We start from the raw sequence: 17,156 nt of genomic DNA on the forward strand, positions 1-17,156 counted from the left end.
TCTACTCGATCATGGCGCTCGTGTTCCTGATGGTGCCCATCGTCTACACGATCGTGTTCTCGTTCAACGACTCGCGCCGCACCAACATCGTCTGGCGCGGCTTCACCCTCGACAACTGGCTCAACGTCTGCGACGCGCAGGGAGTCTGCGAGGCCTTCGGCAACAGCATCCTCATCGGCGTCGTGGCGACGGTGCTCGCCACGACCCTGGGAACGATGATCGCGATCGCGCTCGTGCGCTACCGCTTCCGGTTCCGCTCCGCCACGACGCTCCTGCTGTTCCTGCCGATGGCGACCCCGGAGGTCGTCCTCGGCGCGGGACTCGCCGCGCAGTTCCTGCAGGCCGGCGTCGGCAAGGGCATCGGCACGATCATCCTCGCCCACACGATGTTCTGCATCAGCTTCGTGGTCGTCACGGTGCGTGCGCGGGTCGCGAGCCTGGACCCGGCGCTGGAGGAGGCGGGGCGCGATCTGTACGCGTCCCCCCGCGAGGTGTTCTGGCGGATCACCTTCCCCCTGCTGCTGCCGGGCATCATCGCCGCCGCGCTGCTGTCGTTCGCCCTGAGCTTCGACGACTTCATCATCACGAACTTCAACCGCGGCGCCGACGTCACCTTCCCGTCGTACATCTACACGGCCGCCGCCCGCGGGATCCCGGCCGAGGCGAACGTCATCGCCTCGGGCGTCTTCCTGCTCGCGATCGCGCTCGTGCTGATCTCGCAGTTCTCCGCGGCTGCGCGCCGACGGAAGCTCGCGAAGACGTCCTAGCTGGGCACGGCGCCGAGCCCGGCCTCAGCCGTCGAGGGTCACGCGGAGCGCACCGACGACCTCGTCGCCACCGAGCACCGGCTCGACGATCGCGGCGAGCACCTCGGCGGCCGCGTCGGCGTCGACGAGGCCCTCGTCGACCAGGAGGGCGAGCGCGACCGGCGTGGTCGCGCGCATCGAGCCGTCGAGCACCTTCACGGCCACGGCGACTCCTGACCGGGTGCCGATGACGACGAGCCCCTCCGCGCCGATCTTGGCGAGCACACCGAGCCGCTCGATGGCGAGGGTGTTGGCGCGACCCGGGCCGTCGATCGCCCACGGCTCGGCGGCGATCGCGCGCATCAGGCGGGCGGCGTCCGGGGTGCTCCCGGCGGAGACCCGGGCGATGCCGCGCGCGAGGGCCGCGAGCGAGGTGGCGTGCAGGGGAGCGGCGCACCCGTCGATGCTGGAGTGCCGGACGGGCTCGCCCGTCCACTCCTCGATCGTCGAGCGGATGCGCTGCTGCAGCGGGTGGGCCGGATCGAGGTACGTCGCGGCATCGGCGCCGAGCGCATCGCTCGCGCGCAGGAATCCGGCATGCTTGCCCGAGCAGTTCATCGTCGTGCGGGAGGGGCCGAGGCCGGCGGCGCGGCGGTCGGCGCGCGCGCCGGCGCCGAGGGGCCACTGAGCCGGGCACTGCAGAGCGGAGGCGTCGCGCCCGTCGGCCGCGAGCATCCGCTCGACGACGGCGACGTGCGCGGGCGAGCCGCAGTGCGAGGCGGTCGCGAGCACGAGCTCGTCGTCGGCGAAGCGCGCGCCCGTGCCGAGCACGGCGATCGACTGCAGAGGCTTCAGGGTCGAGCGGGGGTACACGGTGGCGCGGATGTCGCCGACGGCCCGCAGCACGCGGCCCTCGGCGTCGACGAGCGCGGCGGCCCCCACGTGCCGCGACTCGACGAGGCCGGACCGCTCGATGACCGCGAGCTCGACCGAGCCGGCCGCGGTCAGCGCGCCGTGCCCGCGACCTGCGCCGTCGCTGCGGGCGCTCACGCCTCCGAGAGCGCGGCGTCGAGCACCGAGACCGCCTCGCGCAGCAGCTCGTCGGTGATCACGAGCGGGGGCAGGAAGCGGATCACGTTGCCGTAGGTCCCGGCGGTGAGCACGAGCACGCCGTTCTGCGCCGCGGCCGCGGCCACGCGCGACACCGTCGCGGCGTCGGGCTCGTGCGTCTCGGGGTCGACGAACTCGATCGCGATCATCGCGCCGATCCCGCGCACGTCGCCGATGACCGGGTGCTTGGCCTGGAGCTCGCGCAGCAGCGGTACGAGGGTGCCTTCGATGCGCGCCGCCTCGTGGAGGAGCCCGCGCTGCTCGATCTGCTCGAAGACGGCGATCGCCGCGGCGCACGCGACGGGGTTGCCGCCGTACGTGCCGCCGAGCCCGCCCGCGTGCGCGGAGTCCATGATCTCGGCGCGGCCGACGACGCCCGCGAGGACCATGCCGCCCGCGATGCCCTTGGCCGTGGTGATCATGTCGGGGACGAGCCCGAAGTGCTCGCTCGCGTACCAGGCGCCCGTGCGCGCGACGCCGGACTGCACCTCGTCGGCGACGAAGACTATGCCGTTGGCGGTGCACCACTCCTGCAGCGCGAGCAGGTAGCCCTCGGCGGGGACGATGAACCCGCCCTCGCCCTGGATGGGCTCGGCGACGAGGCACGCGAGGTCCTGAGCGCCGACGCGCTTCTCGAGGTACGAGATCGTGCGCTTGGCGGCCTCGTCGCCCGAGAGGCCGTCGTGGAAGGGGTAGGAGTTCGGCGCGTGGTAGACGTCGCCCGCGAAGGGCCCGAAGCCGAGGTTGTACGGCATGGCCTTGAAGTTCATGGCCATGGTGAGGTTGGTGCGCCCGTGGTAGCCGTGGTCGAGCACCGCGACGCCGTTGCGGCCCGTGTGCTTGCGCGCGATCTTCACCGCGTTCTCGAGCGCCTCGGCGCCGGAGTTCACGAGCACGACCTTCTTCGCGTGGTCACCGGGGGTGTGCTGCACGAGCAGCTCGGCGACGCGCACGTACGGCTCGTACGGGGTGACGGTGAAGAGCGTGTGGGTGACCTTGGCGACCTGCTCCTGGACGGCCGCGACGACCGCGTCGTTCGTGTGCCCCACGCCCATGACGCCGATGCCGCCGCCGAGGTCGATGAAGTGGTTGCCGTCGACGTCGACGACGATCGCGTCGTGCGCGCGGTCGATGTAGACGGGGAGGGTCGTGCCGACGCCGCCGGAGACGACCTCGAGGCGGCGCGCGTGCAGTGCCTGCGACTTGGGGCCGGGAACGGCGGTGACGATGCGGCGCTCCTGGGCGACCTCGTGCTCGCTCATGGCGCTCGGAACGGAGGCGGAGAGGGTGTCAGTCATGGTGGGATGAGTGTACTCCCGGGTCCTCCGCCCGGGCCGGAAGGCGGAACGATCATGAGCGCTCACCACGGCTACGCCGTCCGCATCGAGTGGACGGGCAACAGGGGCGAGGGCACGGCCTCGTACCGGGCCTACGGGCGCGACCACCGCATCCTCGCCGACGGCAAGAACCACGCGATCGACGGGTCGAGCGATCGCACCTTCCACGGCGACGCCGAGCGCTGGAACCCCGAGGAGCTCGTGATCGCCGCCCTCGCCCAGTGCCACATGCTCAGCTACCTGCACGTCGCCTCGGCGAACGGGCTCGTCGTCGTCGACTACTCCGACGACGCGACGGGAACCCTCGAGACCGTCGGCGACGGCGGCCGGCTCACCGAGGCGACGCTGCGGCCGATCGTGACGCTCGCGGCGCATCACACGAGGGCGGATGCGGACCGGGCAGGCGCGCTCCACGAGAGGGCGAGCGAGCTGTGCTTCATCGCGAACTCGGTGAGCTTCCCCGTGCACCACGAGGTGAGCATCCTCATCGCGAGCGCGTAGAGGCGGGGGAGCCGCCGCCGGGGGCAGAGCCGCCGCTCGGAGCCCGCACCAAGGCCGGCCGTGGGAGGATGGGGACTTCGTGCCCGCTGACGCAAAGGACTCTCTCGTGCGCCGCACCTCCGCTCTTCTGCTCTCCCTCGGTCTGGTGGCGACGCTCGCCGCCTGCACCCCCGCCGCGGAGGACTCCACCGCCGACCGCGCCAACGAGGCCTGCGAGCCCGCCGCCTCGGGCGCCTCCTCCGAGGCCATCACGGTCGCCGGCGACTTCGAGACTCAGCCCGAGATCTCCTTCGAGGGCCCCCTGGAGCCGGAGGAGACCGAGCGCACCGTCGTCATCGAGGGCGACGGCGCGGCGGTCGCCGAGGGCGACACCGTCAACGTCAACTACACGATCCTCAACGGCGGCACCGCCGAGCAGATCGAGACCACGTTCGAGGCCGGCCAGACGGTCCAGGTGCTCGTCGACAGCGAGTCCGAGCTGCTCTCCGGCCTGTCGAAGTCGCTCGTCTGCGCCACTGAGGGTTCGCGCGTCGTCGGCGTCATCCCGCCCGCCGACGCGTTCGGCGCCGAGGGCCAGCCCCAGTTCGGGCTGGAGGCCGAGCAGTCGCTCGTATTCGTCGCTGACGTCGTCTCGATCGCCCCGAAGCCGCTCGAGCGCGCCGAGGGCAGCGCGGAGGACGCACCCGAGGGCTTCCCGGCCGTCGAGCTCGCGGAGAACGGCGCGCCGACCGTGACGATCCCCGACGAGGAGCCGCCGGCCGAGTTCCAGCTCGCGACGCTCATCCAGGGCGACGGCGAGGAGGTCGGCGCGGACGACACCGTGACCGTCCACTACACCGGCATCAACTGGAACACCGGCGAGATCTTCGACTCGAGCTGGGAGCGCGGCCAGCCCGCATCCTTCCCGACCAGCGGCGTGATCCCCGGCTTCCGCGACGCGCTCGTCGGCCAGCTCGTCGGCTCGCAGGTCATCGCGATCATCCCGCCCGAGCTCGGCTACGGCCCGCAGGGCGGCACGCCTGACGGATCGATCGGCGCGGAGGACACGATCGTCTTCGTCGTCGACATCCTCGCTACGAGCTAGCGGCGACGGATGCCCGGCGCGCGTCGGGCAGGATGGTGACCATGCGCGACGTCATCATCCTCGGCTCCACCGGCTCGATCGGCGTCCAGGCGCTCGAGGTCATCGCCGCGAACCCCGATCGCTTCCGCGTGGTCGGGCTCGCGGCGGGTCGCAACCGCGAGCTCGTGGAGGCCCAGGCGCGCGCCCACTCCGTGGAGCACGTCGCCCTCGGCGCCGAGGCCGCGGCCGAGCTCGTGCGGGACGTGCACTGCGATGTCGTGCTCAACGGCATCACCGGGTCGGTCGGTCTCGCGCCGACGCTCGCGGCGCTGCAGGCGGGGCGCATCCTCGCCCTCGCCAACAAGGAGAGCCTCATCGTCGGCGGCTCGCTCGTGACGAGCCTCGCCGCCCCCGGGCAGATCGTGCCGGTCGACAGCGAGCACTCCGCGATCGCGCAGGCGCTGCTCGCGGGCGAGCACCACGAGGTGCGGCGTCTGGTGCTGACGGCGAGCGGCGGGCCCTTCCGCGGCCGCTCGCGCCCCTCGCTCGAGGGCGTCACGCCCGCCGAGGCGCTCGCGCACCCCACGTGGGACATGGGGAAGGTCATCACGACGAACTCCTCGACGCTCGTCAACAAGGGCCTCGAGGTCATCGAGGCGCACCTGCTTTTCGACGTGCCCTTCGACCGCATCGACGTCACGGTGCACCCGCAGTCGATCGTCCACTCGATGGTCGAGTTCGTCGACGGGTCGACGATCGCGCAGTGCTCGCCGCCCGACATGCGCCTGCCGATCTCGCTCGGCCTCGACTGGCCGCATCGGGTGGTCGGCGTCGGCGCGCCCCTCGACTGGACGACCGCGAGCACCTGGACCTTCGAGCCGCTCGACGAGGAGGCGTTCCCGGCGGTGGCGCTCGCGAAGAGCGTCGGCGTCGCGGGCGCGACCTTCCCCGCCGTGCTCAACGCGGCCAACGAGCAGGCCGTCCACGCGTTCCACGATCGCGCGGTGAGCTACCTGGGCATCCTGGACGTCGTGCGGGCGGTGGTCGACCGGCACGAGCCGCAGCCCATGACGCTGCAGGGCGTGCTGGAGGCGGAGCGCTGGGCGCGGGCCGAGGCCGACGCGCTCATCGCGAGCGGCGCGTTCGCCCCGTAGCCTCAGCCGCTCGGCTTGCCCCGGTCGTTCGGCGGGCCGGGTTCGCCGGGGTTGCCGCGACCGTTGCCGTTGCCGGTGCCCGTGCCCGTGCTCCCGGAGGTGCCGCCGTCGGTCGTCGCGCCCGTGCCGACCGTCGTGCCGCCCGTCGTCCCGCCGATCGTCCCGGATCCGGCGTCGACGGGCTCGGGGGTCGGAGTCGGCTCGCGCGTGGCCTCGGCCTCCTGCTGGATGGCGACCTCGAGGTCCGAGCGCACGAGCCCGATGGCGACCATGATCGCGTCGTACCGGGCGCTGCTGAGCTCTCCGCGCGCGAACGCGGCGATCGTGGCGGCCTCGAGCTCGTCGAGCGATCCCGCGGCCGCGGCGTAGTCGGCGATGCTCGCGGCCTCGGAGATCTCCAGGACGACGGACTGCAGCTCGTTCGCCGCGGTGGGCGTGTAGACCCGCTCCGGCTCGTCCGAGGCGCAGCCGGCGAGGCCGATCGCGAGCGCGAGGATGACCGCGGCTCCGGCTCTCATCGCGCCACCAGTCTCTGCAGGAGCTCCAGGTGGTTCCCGAGGGATCCGTCCACACCGGGGTAATCGGGCTCGACGGTCTCGACCGGGTCCGTCTGCTCGACGGTCAGGAGCAGCGGGAGGCCGACGGAGAGCGCGGCGGCGATGACCCCGACGGCGGTGTAGAGCAGGAGGGCGCGGCGCCCCCGGCTGGGTGCGCCGCGGTAGTCGTCACGGCCGCGAAGACGGACGCGACGGGACTGCGCCGTCGCGATGGTCGGGTCGACCGCGAGGGCCTGCTCGATCGTGAGGCTCGTCCCGACGGCGGCGCCCGCGCCGTGCTCGTCATCGATGGCGACCGGGGAGGGGGACGCGGCGGTCGCGGTCGCCGTCGGTCCGGTGCGGACCCCGTGAGCGGCGGATGCCCGGCCGAGGCGTCGCAGGCGCTTGACCACCTCGTCCGCCGTGGGGCGGTCGCCGGCCTCGCGAGCGACGCAGGCGGCGAGGATGCCGTGCCACTCCGGCGGCACCGATTCTGGGATCGCGGGGGAGCGGTGGAGTCGCGCGGCGAGCGCCTCGATGCCGGTGCCAGGGAAGGCCCGCTCGCCCGTGAGCGCTTCGAGCATGACGAGCCCGAGGGAGTAGACGTCGCTCGCCGGGCCGACATCCGCACCGAGAGCCTGCTCGGGGCTGAGGTAGTTGGCCGTGCCGATGACGGAGCCCTCGCTCGTCTGCCGCGTGCTGTCGATGATGCGCGCGATGCCGAAGTCCGTGAGCTTGGCGACGGGGAGGCTGCCGTGGCTGCGCTCGCCGGGGAGGAGGATGTTCGCGGGCGTCACGTCGCGGTGGACGACGCCGTGGCCGTGCACGTAGGCGAGCGCATCGGCGATCGAGCGCCCGAGCAGCCGGACCGCGTCGGGGTCGAGCCGTCCCTGGCGCAGCCGCTGGCGGAGGTCGGGGCCGTCGACGTGCTCGAGGACGATCACGCCGTCGCCGTCGGAGCTCTCGAAGGCGTCGTACAGCGTGACGAGGCCGGGGTGGCTGAGGCCGGCGAGCACGCCGATCTCGGCGCTCTGCCGATCGAAGTCGCCGCGCGCTGTGCTCACGAAGAGCTTGAGGGCGACGGTGCGCCCGAGAGCGGTGTCGGTGGCGGCGTAGACGCTCGACATCCCACCGCGACCGATGAGCCGCTCGACGCGGTAGCGCTCGCCGACGACGCGCCCGACCCGAGGGTCGAGCGCACCGCCGTGGATCGCCTCGATCGTCATCAGTGCTCACGGTATCCCCGGACGGCCGGGACGCCTCATCGCGGAGTGGGGGTTGCGCTCGCCTCCGCGCGCCGGTACAAGCAGTGCGAGCGCCCGGTCACGGCGCCGATCGGGCGATCGCCCGCGACGACCCGTCAGTCGTCCTTCTTGCCTCGCTTGTCGCCGTTGCCGCTGTTCTCCTCGGCCTGACGGGCGGCCTCCTCGGCGGCGGCCTGCTCCGCGGCCGCCTGCTCCGCGGCTGCCTGCTCCGCCGCGCGCTCCGCTTCGGCGACGGCCGCGTCGATGTCGGCCCGCACGAGGGCGAGCGCGGACATGATGGCGTCGAAGCGCTCCTGCGTGATCTCGCCGCGCGCGAGGGCGGTGCTCGCCGACGCCTCGAGCTCGAGCAGTCGCGTCGTGGTCGTCGCCCAGTCGCCGGCGGCCGAGGCGTCGCTCACTGCGAGCACGTGCTGCTGGAGGCGCTCGGCGGTCGCCGGGTCGTAGGCCGGGGCCCGCGCGCAGCCGGCGAGCAGCGCCAGCACGATCGCCCCGGCGCCGAGGGCTTCGCCGAGTCGGCGTCTCACGGGGCCACGCTCCGCTGCAGCTGCTCGAGGTGCTCGCCCAGTGCGCCGTCGACGGCGGGGTACTCGGGAGCCGCGGGCGGCGCGTCGGCCGCCGCGAGCCCGGCGAGCGCCGTCGATGCGCCGTAGCCGACGAGCACGAGCACGAGGGCGGCCAGGATCGTCGCCGCGACGGCGAGGGGCCGCGTCCGGAGCTGCTCCCAGCGCGAGGCGAGCCCGTTCTCGTGCCGAGCGGGGATGCTCGTGGCGGGCGCGCTCGCAGCGCCGTCGGCGGGCGCGTGCGCGGCGGTCATCGCGGCGGTGGGCTCGTCGACGGACGAGCGCGGCGCCGAGCTCGGGGCGTCGATCGCGGCCGCGCCGGGGGAGCCGAGCACAGCATCCGCCCCCATCGCCTCGGTGGCCTCGGTCGGAACGGCGGGCAGCACGCGCGTCGCGTCGAGCGACTCGTCGACGGGCCGGAAGGCGGGGATGCTCGCGATCGCCCGCAGACGCTCCGCGGCCTCGCGAGCGGTCGGCCGATCGTCGGGCTCGCGCGCGGTCATCGCGCGGATGAGGCCGGCCCACTCGGGGCTCATGTCGGGCGGGAGGAAGGGATCGCGCGCGAGCCGGGCGGCGGCCGATTCCACGCCGGTTCCCGGGAAGGTCCGCTCGCCCGTGAGCGCCTCGAGCAGGACGAGTCCGAGCGAGTAGACGTCGCTCGCCGGGCCGACCTCGCCGCCGACGGCCTGCTCGGGGCTGAGGTAGTGCGCCGTTCCGAGGACGGCGCCCGTGGCGGTGACGCGGGTCTCGTCGACGAGCCGGGCGATGCCGAAGTCGGCGAGCTTGGCGCGCGGCGCGGTGTCGGTGCCGTCGTGGGCGGGCACGAGGATGTTGCCCGGCTTGACGTCGCGGTGCACGATGCCCCGATCGTGGCTGTACGAGAGGGCGTCGGCGACGGCGGCGCCGATCACGGCCACCTCCTCGCTCGGGAGCGGACCCTCATCCATCGTCAGGCGCAGATCGTCGCCCTGCACGAGCTCGAGCACGAGCACGGCGCCGCCGTCCTCCGTGGTCGAGGCGTCGAAGAGCGTCACGAGGCCCGGGTGGTTGAGCGAGGCCAGCAGCGCGACCTCCGCCTCGTGGCGGCGCATATCGTCGCCGTCGGCGAGCTCGGGCTTGAAGATCTTCAGCGCGACGCGGCGAGGCAGCTGCTGGTCGGCGGCCTCGTAGACGGTCGCCATGCCGCCGCGGCCGATGAGCCTCTCGACCAGGTACCGCTCGGCGACGAGGGTGCCCACGCGCTCGTCCGTCGGCTGCGCCACCTGCTCGGCCTGCTCTACCCCCGTCACGGAGACCGATCGTACTCCGAGCGCCGAGCGCCCGTCAGGGCTCCGCTCAGCCGCGACTCAGGGCCGGGGCGGTGCCGCGGCGCTACAGTGGCGCCGTGGAGCCCGTTCTGCTGTACATCCTCGGCGTGCTCGTCGTCGTCGTCGGGCTCGTCGTCTCGATCGCGCTGCACGAGCTCGGGCACTTCGTGCCCGCGAAGCTCTTCGGCGTGCGGGTCGGCCAGTTCATGATCGGCTTCGGCCGCACGATCGTCTCGTGGCGCCGCGGCGACACCGAGTACGGGGTCAAGTGGATCCCGCTCGGCGGCTACATCTCCATGGCCGGCATGTACCCGCCCGTCGAGTCCGGCGGTCGAGCCCGCACCGCCTCGACCGGCTTCTTCCAGACCCTCGTGCAGGACGCCCGCTCGGCCTCCGCCGACACGATCGTCGAGGGGGAGGAGCACCGAACCTTCTACCGGCTCCCCGTCCGGCAGCGCGTCGTCATCATGCTCGGCGGCCCCCTCATGAACCTCGTGATCGCGGTCCTGCTGTACGCCGTCCTCCTGGTCGGCTTCGGCATCCCGCAGCCCTCCACGACGCTCGGCAGCGTGTCCCAGTGCGTCCTCCCCGCGACGAGCGAGCGCCAGGAGTGCGAGTCGGGCGACCCCGCGGCCCCGGGCGCCGAGGCGGGGCTGCTGCCGGGCGACCGCATCGTCGCGATCGACGGGACGAGCATCCGCGAGTGGGCCGACGTCACCGCTCTCGTCCGTCCCGCGGCCGGCGACGCCCTGCCCGTCGTGATCGAGCGCGATGGCGCCGAGCGGACCGTCACGATCACGCCGCTGCTGACCGAGCGCTACGCGTTCGACGCCGAGGGCGAGATCGTCGAGGGGCCCGACGGCGAGCTGCTGACCGAGGAGGTCGGCTTCGTCGGCATCGCGCCCGCGTACGAGACGGTGCAGCAGCCGGTGGGCGAGGTGCTGCCCGCGGTCGGCGACAACGTCACCGCCGTCGTCGGAATCATCCTGAACCTCCCGCAGCGGATGGTCGACGTCGCCGAGGCGGCGTTCGGCCCCGAGGAGCGCGACCCGAACGGCCCCATCAGCGTGGTCGGGGTGGGCCGCATCGCGGGCGAGATCGCGAGCCTGGACTCGACCCCGGTCGCCGAGCGCGTGGCGAGCCTCATCGGCCTCCTCGCCTCGCTCAACGTCGCGCTGTTCGTCTTCAACCTGATCCCGCTCATGCCGCTCGACGGCGGTCACATCGCCGGCGCCCTGTGGGAGGGGCTGCGCCGCGCGTTCGCGAGGCTCACCCGGCGCCCCGACCCGGGGCCGATCGACACGGCGAAGCTCGTGCCGTTCACGCTCGCGGTCGTCGTCGTGCTCGGCGCGATGAGCGCCCTGCTCATCTACGCCGACATCGTCAAGCCGGTCTCGCTCTTCTAGTCGAGAGGGCGGATGCTCGCCGCGCGCCTCACACCCGCTCGAGCAGGATCGCCTCGCCCTGCCCGCCCCCGCCGCACAGGGCGATCGCGGCGCGGCGCGCCCGCCCCGCCGCGACCGAGTGGGCGGCGTGGACGGTGAGCCGGGCCCCGGAGGCGCCGATCGGGTGGCCGAGCGCGATGGCGCCGCCGTCGGGGTTGACGACCGCGAGGTCGAGGTCGAGATCGCGCGCCGACTGCAGCGACACCGCCGCGAAGGCCTCGTTGATCTCGACGTGGTCGAGCTCGTCGGCCCGCCATCCGCCTCGCTCGAGCGCCCGGGCGATCGCCCGCGCGGGCTGACCGTGGAGGGAGTTGTCGGGGCCGGCGACCTGCCCGTAGTCGACGACGCGCGCGAGAACCGGCGCCCCCTGCTCGCGCGCCCACGCCGCGCGGGCGAGCACGAGGGCCGCGGCGCCGTCGCTCAGCGGCGAGGCGTTGCCGGCCGTGATCGTGCCGTTCGCGGAGAAGGCCGGCCGCAGCCGGGCGAGCGAGTCCACGGTGCTGTCGGCGCGCACCCCCTCGTCGTCGATGAGGGTCGTCGCCCCGCCGCGCCCGGGAACCTCGATGGGGGCGAGCTCGGCCGCGAAGCGCCCGGCGTCGCGCGCCGCGGCGGCGCGCTGGTGCGAGGCGGCGGCGATCTCGTCCTGCTCCGCGCGCGTGATGCCGAGCGCACCGACATGCCGCTCGGTGCTCTCGCCCATCGAGATGCCGTCGGTGGTGTCGGTGAGGCCGTCGTGCGCGACGGAGTCGAGCGCGCTCACGGTCCCGTAGGCCCAGCCCAGGCGGCTGCCGGGCAGCAGGTGCGGGGCGTTGGTCATCGACTCCTGGCCGCCGGCGACGACGACGTCCGCGTCACCGAGGCGGAGCATCCGCACCGCATCGACGACGGCGACGGCGCCCGACAGGCAGACCTTGTTGAGCGTCATCGCGGGCACCGACCAGGGGATGCCCGCCGCGAGCGCCGACTGGCGAGCCGGGTTCTGCCCCGCTCCCGCCTGCAGCACCTGCCCCATGAGCACACGACTCACCGCCTCGGGCGAGAGACCGGACTCGGCGAGGGCCGCGGCGATGGCCGTCGCCCCGAGCTGCACGGCCGTCAGCGGGGCGAGGGCGCCGCGCGCGCGACCCTGGGGGGTGCGGGCTGCGCCGATGATGACGATGTCGTCCGACATGGGGAGGGCTCCTTCGCGCTCGTCCGCGCGCCTCGTGAGCGCTCGTGCGGATACGAACGACAGTAGCGCTGTCGGGTGGGTAGGGTGCTGGTGCCGAGTCGATCTGTGAGCGGCAACGGGGCCGCTCCGTCGTCGACTCGGGAAGGGACGAGGGTCGTGTCCATCGACAAGACCGTCGGATCGGCTCACGAGGCCGTCGCCGACATTCCGAGCGGGTCCAGCATCGCCGTCGGCGGGTTCGGGCTCTGCGGCATCCCGATGGTGCTCATCCAGGCGCTGCTCCATCAGGGCGCCGATGAGCTCAGCATCGTGAGCAACAACTGCGGCGTCGACGACTGGGGGCTCGGCGTCCTGCTCGCGGCGCGCCGCATCCGGAAGATGACCTCCTCGTACGTGGGGGAGAACAAGGAGTTCGAGCGGCAGTTCCTCTCCGGCGAGCTCGAGGTCGAGCTCACGCCGCAGGGCACGCTCGCCGAGAAGCTGCGGGCCGGCGGCTCGGGCGTCGCGGCGTTCTTCACGCAGACCGGCGTCGGCACGCCCGTCGCCGAGGGGGGCCTGCCGCAGCGGTACGCGCCGGACGGCACGGTCGCGCTCGCCTCGGCGCCGAAGGAGGTGCGCCTGCTGCCGTACCGCGGCGCCGAGCGCGAGTTCGTGCTCGAGGAGGCCATCACGACCGACTTCGCGCTCGTCCACGCCGCCGTCGCCGACCGCCACGGTAACCTCGTCTTCGAGAAGTCGGCGCGCAACTTCTCGCCGCTCGCGGCGATGGCCGGCGGCGTCTGCATCGCCCAGGTCGAGAGGCTCGTCGAGCCCGGCGAGCTCGACCCCGATGCGGTGCACCTGCCGGGCGTCTTCGTCGACCGCGTCGTGGTCGTCGGCCCCGACATCGAGAAGCGCATCGAGCGTCGCACCGTGCGTCGACCGGACGGGGAGTGACATGGCGCTCACGAGAGAGCAGATGGCCGCGCGCGCCGCGCGCGAGCTCGCCGACGGCTCGTACGTCAACCTCGGCATCGGGCTGCCGACCCTCATCCCGAACGTCATGCCGTCGGGCGTGAGCGTCATCCTGCAGTCCGAGAACGGCATCCTCGGCGTCGGACCGTACCCGGGCGAGGATGCCGTGGACCCGGATCTCATCAACGCCGGGAAGGAGACCGTCACGATCGATCCCGGCGCCGCGTTCTTCGACTCGGCGCTGAGCTTCGGCATGATCCGCAGCGGCGCGATCGACGCGGCCGTGCTGGGGGCCATGCAGGTCTCGCAGTCCGGCGACCTCGCCAACTGGATGATCCCGGGGAAGATGGTCAAGGGTCCGGGCGGCGCGATGGATCTCGTGCACGGCGCGCGCCGGGTGATCGTCCTCATGGAGCACGTCGCGAAGGACGGCTCGGCGAAGATCGTCCGCGAGTGCTCGCTGCCGCTCACGGGGCGCGGGGTCGTCGACCGCATCATCACCGATCTCGCCGTGATCGACGTCACGCCCGACGGCCTCGTGCTCGTGGAGTGCGCTCCGGGGGTGAGCGCGGAGGAGGTGCGAGCCGCGACCGAGCCCGAGCTCCTGCTCAGCCCCGTGCTCTAGTCTGAGCCTGTCCCTGAGGGGCGCCGCGCGCGCCCGTGCTCCACCGGAAAGTCGAGTCGCCGTGCCTGCTGTCAATCTCGGAATGCCCAAGGTTCCCGAGGTGCTCGCTCCTCGCCGGAAGACCCGCCAGATCAAGGTCGGCAAGGTCATGGTCGGCAGCGACCACCCGGTGAGCGTGCAGTCGATGACGACGACGCCCACGACTGACATCAACGGCACCCTCCAGCAGATCGCCGAGCTCACCGCGACCGGCTGCGACATCGTGCGCGTCGCTGTGCCCAGCCAGGACGACGCCGATGTGCTGCACATCATCGCCAAGAAGAGCCAGATCCCGGTGATCGCCGACATCCACTTCCAGCCGAAGTACGTCTACCAGGCCATCGACGCCGGCTGCGCCGCGGTCCGCGTGAACCCCGGCAACATCCGCAAGTTCGACGACCAGGTCGGCGAGATCGCGCGTCGGGCGAAGGAGGCGGGGGTGAGCATCCGCATCGGGGTGAACGCCGGCTCGCTCGACCCGCGCCTGCTGCAGAAGTACGGCAAGCCGACCGCCGAGGCCCTCGTCGAGAGCGCCGTGTGGGAGGCGAGCCTGTTCGAGGAGCACGACTTCCACGACTTCAAGATCTCGGTCAAGCACAACGACCCGATCGTCATGGTCAAGGCCTACCGCCAGCTCGCCGAGCGCGGCGACTGGCCGCTCCACCTCGGCGTCACCGAGGCCGGCCCCGCCTTCCAGGGCACGATCAAGAGCGCGACCGCCTTCGGCATCCTGCTCGGCGAGGGCATCGGCGACACGATCCGCGTCTCGCTCTCCGCCCCTCCCGCCGAGGAGGTCAAGGTGGGCCTCAAGATCCTCGAGAGCCTCAACCTGCGCGAGCGCAAGCTCGAGATCGTCTCGTGCCCCTCGTGCGGTCGCGCCCAGGTCGACGTCTACACCCTCGCGGAGGACGTCACGAAGGGCCTCGAGGGCATGACCGTGCCCCTGCGCGTCGCCGTCATGGGCTGCGTCGTGAACGGCCCCGGCGAGGCGCGCGAGGCCGACCTCGGCGTCGCCTCCGGCAACGGCAAGGGCCAGATCTTCGTCAAGGGCGAGGTCATCAAGACCGTGCCCGAGAGCGAGATCGTCGCGACGCTCATCGAGGAGGCCAACCGCCTCGCCGCGTCGATGCCCGCGGGCGCCGTCGGCGAGCCCGAGGTCGTCACGGCCTGATCCGGCCGCCCGCGCACCTCTCGCGCGGGGCTGTCCCCTTGATGGGGGACTGAACCGCGCACCCGCGCGGTCACTACAGTGGGGACATCGGCCGGGGGGCCGTTCTGACTACGACGCCGGGGGGCGGCGGTAGGACTCGCGAGGGTCGCCAGGGGGACCCTCTTGTCGTGCAGGTTTCCCGCTGCGCGCACTCTCGCGCGACGGGAAGGGCCTGCGAGCGACCCAAGCCCCCCTTGCCGTCGCTCGCAGGCCTGTTTCATTGTGCCCTGCGCGCTGCCGATCCCCTCGAACGGGGGGTGCCGTGTCGGATGCCCGTCCCGCGCACGAACTAGGCTGAACGGGTGCCCACCCGCCTCTCCCAGCTCTTCGTCCGCACGCTCCGCGACGACCCCTCCGACGCCGAGGTCGCGAGCCACCGGCTGCTCGTCCGCGCCGGCTACATCCGTCGTCAGGCGCCCGGCGTCTTCGCCTGGCTGCCCCTCGGCCTGAGGGTCCGGCGCCGCGTCGAGGAGGTCATCCGCGAGGAGATGGCGGCGATCGGCGCGCAGGAGGTGCTGTTCCCGGCGCTCCTTCCCCGCGAGCCCTACGAGGCGACCGGGCGCTGGGAGGAGTACGGAGACGGCATCTTCCGTCTGAAGGACCGCAAGGGCGCCGACTACCTCCTGGCGCCGACGCACGAGGAGGTCTTCACGCTGCTGGTGAAGGACCTCTACTCCTCGTACAAGGACCTCCCGCTGTCGATCTACCAGATCCAGGACAAGTACCGCGACGAGGCGCGACCCCGGGCGGGCCTCCTGCGCGGCCGCGAGTTCTCGATGAAGGACGCCTACTCGTTCGACTACACCGACGCCGGGCTCGAGGTCTCGTACCAGGCTCAGCGCGACGCCTACGAGCGCATCTTCCAGCGTCTCGGACTCGAGTACGTCATCGTGCACGCCGACGCCGGCGCCATGGGCGGCTCGCGCAGCGAGGAGTTCCTGCACCCCACGCCGATCGGCGAGGACACCTTCGTGCGGACCGACGGCGGCTACGCCGCGAACGTCGAGGCGTACCGCTCGCCCGCTCCCGAGTCGCGCCCGGTCGACGGCCTGCCCGACGCCGAGATCGTCGACTCGCCCGACACCCCGACGATCGCGACGCTCGTGGCCCTGCTCAACGAGCGGCACGCGCGCGAGGACCGCGCGTGGGAGGCCGCGGACACGCTCAAGAACGTCGTCCTGCGGCTCACGCACCTGAGCGGCGAGACCGAGCTCGTCATCGTCGGCGTTCCCGGCGACCGCGACGTCGATCTGAAGCGCGCCGAGGTGGCCTTCGCGCCCGCGGCCGTCGACCCCGCGACCGACGAGGACTTCGCGAAGCATCGCGGCCTGGTCAAGGGCTACATCGGGCCCTGGTCGGCCGAGGGCCCGGTTCTCGGCGAGACCTCCCGCACGGGCATCCGCTTCTTCGTCGACCCCCGCGTCGTCGACGGCACGGCGTGGGTCACGGGGGCGAACCTGCCCGAGAAGCACGTGATCTCGCTCGTCGCGGGGCGCGACTTCGTGGCCGACGGGGTCGCCGACATCGCCGAGGTGCGCGCGGGCGACCCCGCGCCCGACGGCTCGGGCCCGGTCGAGCTCGCGCGCGGTATGGAGATCGGGCACGTGTTCCAGCTCGGCCGCAAGTATGCGGAGGCCCTCGACCTGAAGGTGCTCGACGAGAACGGCAAGCTCGTCACGGTCACGATGGGCTCGTACGGCATCGGCGTCACGCGCATCCTGGCGGCGATCGCAGAGGCCAACCACGACGAGCGCGGGCTCATCTGGCCCCGCGAGGTGGCGCCGTTCGACGTGCACGTCGTCGCGACCGGCAAGGACCCGGTCGTGTTCGAGATCGCTGAGACGCTGACGAGCGAGCTCGAGGGCGCGGGTCTCGATGTGCTGCTGGATGACCGTCCCAAGGTCTCGCCGGGCGTCAAGTTCGGCGACGCGGAGCTGCTCGGCGTGCCGCTCGTGGTCATCGTCGGCCGGACGGCCGCCGAGGGAGTCGTCGAGTTCTGGGACCGCCGCTCGGGCGAGCGCCGAGACCTCGCGATCGCCGACGTGCCGGAGGCGATCCGCACGGCCGGCTGACCGGTTCACCCCGCGTTCACGAGGCGACCACCGACTGGTCGCGCGTGAGCCATCGGGAGGT

At 72.8% G+C, this 17,156-nt stretch carries 16 protein-coding genes; 9 read left to right on the plus strand and 7 right to left on the minus strand.

Going from position 1 to position 17,156, the window contains the following annotated elements; genetic code table 11:
- The first annotated feature begins 11 nt into the window (after positions 1-11).
- Positions 12-767: an ABC transporter permease gene (locus tag ASC54_RS09695; protein WP_055862036.1), complete on the plus strand. Its 756-nt coding sequence runs from the start codon at positions 12-14 to the stop codon at positions 765-767.
- Positions 768-791: 24 nt separating this feature from the next.
- Here ASC54_RS09695 and ASC54_RS09700 read toward each other — a convergent pair whose 3' ends face one another.
- Both ASC54_RS09700 and gabT read right to left on the minus strand, forming a co-directional pair.
- Entirely contained in the window at positions 792-1,796 is a 1,005-nt protein-coding gene (locus tag ASC54_RS09700; RefSeq protein WP_235451446.1) for an asparaginase, read from the minus strand.
- Complete coding sequence (gabT, locus tag ASC54_RS09705) at positions 1,793-3,154, minus strand: 4-aminobutyrate--2-oxoglutarate transaminase (RefSeq protein WP_055898636.1); 1,362 nt, start codon at positions 3,152-3,154, stop codon at positions 1,793-1,795. Before gabT ends, ASC54_RS09700 begins: the two co-directional genes overlap by 4 nt.
- A 54-nt stretch (positions 3,155-3,208) precedes the next feature.
- On the opposite strand from gabT, the gene ASC54_RS09710 reads away from it, so the two are divergent.
- The 3 genes from ASC54_RS09710 (at position 3,209) to dxr (ending at position 5,911) form a co-directional block, all read left to right on the plus strand.
- Positions 3,209-3,694, plus strand: coding sequence for an OsmC family protein (locus ASC54_RS09710; protein ID WP_055860466.1), 486 nt, complete (start codon positions 3,209-3,211; stop codon positions 3,692-3,694).
- Positions 3,695-3,773: 79 nt separating this feature from the next.
- On the plus strand, positions 3,774-4,778 hold the full coding sequence (locus ASC54_RS09715) for an FKBP-type peptidyl-prolyl cis-trans isomerase (protein ID WP_235451447.1): 1,005 nt from the start codon (positions 3,774-3,776) through the stop codon (positions 4,776-4,778).
- Between the two features lie 41 nt (positions 4,779-4,819).
- Positions 4,820-5,911, plus strand: a complete 1,092-nt coding sequence (dxr, locus tag ASC54_RS09720; RefSeq protein ID WP_200932312.1) for a 1-deoxy-D-xylulose-5-phosphate reductoisomerase — start codon at positions 4,820-4,822, stop codon at positions 5,909-5,911.
- Between the two features lie 2 nt (positions 5,912-5,913).
- On the opposite strand, the gene ASC54_RS12860 is transcribed toward dxr, so the two are convergent.
- The 4 genes from ASC54_RS12860 to ASC54_RS09740 form a co-directional block, all read right to left on the minus strand.
- Positions 5,914-6,429: a hypothetical protein gene (locus ASC54_RS12860; protein ID WP_055898644.1), complete on the minus strand. Its 516-nt coding sequence runs from the start codon at positions 6,427-6,429 to the stop codon at positions 5,914-5,916.
- The gene (locus ASC54_RS09730; RefSeq protein ID WP_055860477.1) at positions 6,426-7,673 is read right to left on the minus strand and encodes a serine/threonine-protein kinase; all 1,248 of its coding nucleotides are present in this window, start codon (positions 7,671-7,673) and stop codon (positions 6,426-6,428) included. The genes ASC54_RS12860 and ASC54_RS09730 overlap by 4 nt, the downstream gene beginning before the upstream one ends.
- 134 nt (positions 7,674-7,807) lie before the next feature.
- Complete coding sequence (locus ASC54_RS09735; RefSeq protein ID WP_055898648.1) at positions 7,808-8,236, minus strand: hypothetical protein; 429 nt, start codon at positions 8,234-8,236, stop codon at positions 7,808-7,810.
- Positions 8,233-9,561, minus strand: a complete 1,329-nt coding sequence (locus ASC54_RS09740) for a serine/threonine-protein kinase (protein ID WP_055860483.1) — start codon at positions 9,559-9,561, stop codon at positions 8,233-8,235. The genes ASC54_RS09735 and ASC54_RS09740 overlap by 4 nt, the downstream gene beginning before the upstream one ends.
- Before the next feature lie 95 nt (positions 9,562-9,656).
- Here ASC54_RS09740 and ASC54_RS09745 point away from each other — a divergent pair, with 95 nt between their 5' ends.
- Positions 9,657-10,985 (plus strand): RIP metalloprotease, encoded by a 1,329-nt coding sequence (locus ASC54_RS09745; protein ID WP_055898651.1) that lies wholly within the window; start codon positions 9,657-9,659, stop codon positions 10,983-10,985.
- A 28-nt stretch (positions 10,986-11,013) separates the two neighbouring features.
- Here ASC54_RS09745 and ASC54_RS09750 read toward each other — a convergent pair whose 3' ends face one another.
- Complete coding sequence (locus ASC54_RS09750) at positions 11,014-12,195, minus strand: acetyl-CoA C-acyltransferase (RefSeq protein ID WP_055898654.1); 1,182 nt, start codon at positions 12,193-12,195, stop codon at positions 11,014-11,016.
- A 156-nt stretch (positions 12,196-12,351) separates the two neighbouring features.
- Here ASC54_RS09750 and ASC54_RS09755 point away from each other — a divergent pair, with 156 nt between their 5' ends.
- From ASC54_RS09755 to ASC54_RS09770, 4 genes are all read left to right on the plus strand, one after another.
- Positions 12,352-13,131, plus strand: a complete 780-nt coding sequence (locus tag ASC54_RS09755) for a CoA transferase subunit A (protein WP_055860491.1) — start codon at positions 12,352-12,354, stop codon at positions 13,129-13,131.
- 1 nt (position 13,132) lies between these two features.
- On the plus strand, positions 13,133-13,774 hold the full coding sequence (locus tag ASC54_RS09760; RefSeq protein ID WP_055860494.1) for a CoA transferase subunit B: 642 nt from the start codon (positions 13,133-13,135) through the stop codon (positions 13,772-13,774).
- Positions 13,775-13,835: 61 nt separating this feature from the next.
- Positions 13,836-14,984, plus strand: a complete 1,149-nt coding sequence (ispG, locus tag ASC54_RS09765; RefSeq protein WP_200932313.1) for a flavodoxin-dependent (E)-4-hydroxy-3-methylbut-2-enyl-diphosphate synthase — start codon at positions 13,836-13,838, stop codon at positions 14,982-14,984.
- Between the two features lie 341 nt (positions 14,985-15,325).
- Complete coding sequence (locus ASC54_RS09770; RefSeq protein ID WP_055898660.1) at positions 15,326-17,095, plus strand: proline--tRNA ligase; 1,770 nt, start codon at positions 15,326-15,328, stop codon at positions 17,093-17,095.
- Positions 17,096-17,156 lie beyond the last annotated feature (61 nt).

The organism is Yonghaparkia sp. Root332, from assembly GCF_001425665.1.
Taxonomy (GTDB): Bacteria; Actinomycetota; Actinomycetes; order Actinomycetales; family Microbacteriaceae; genus Microcella.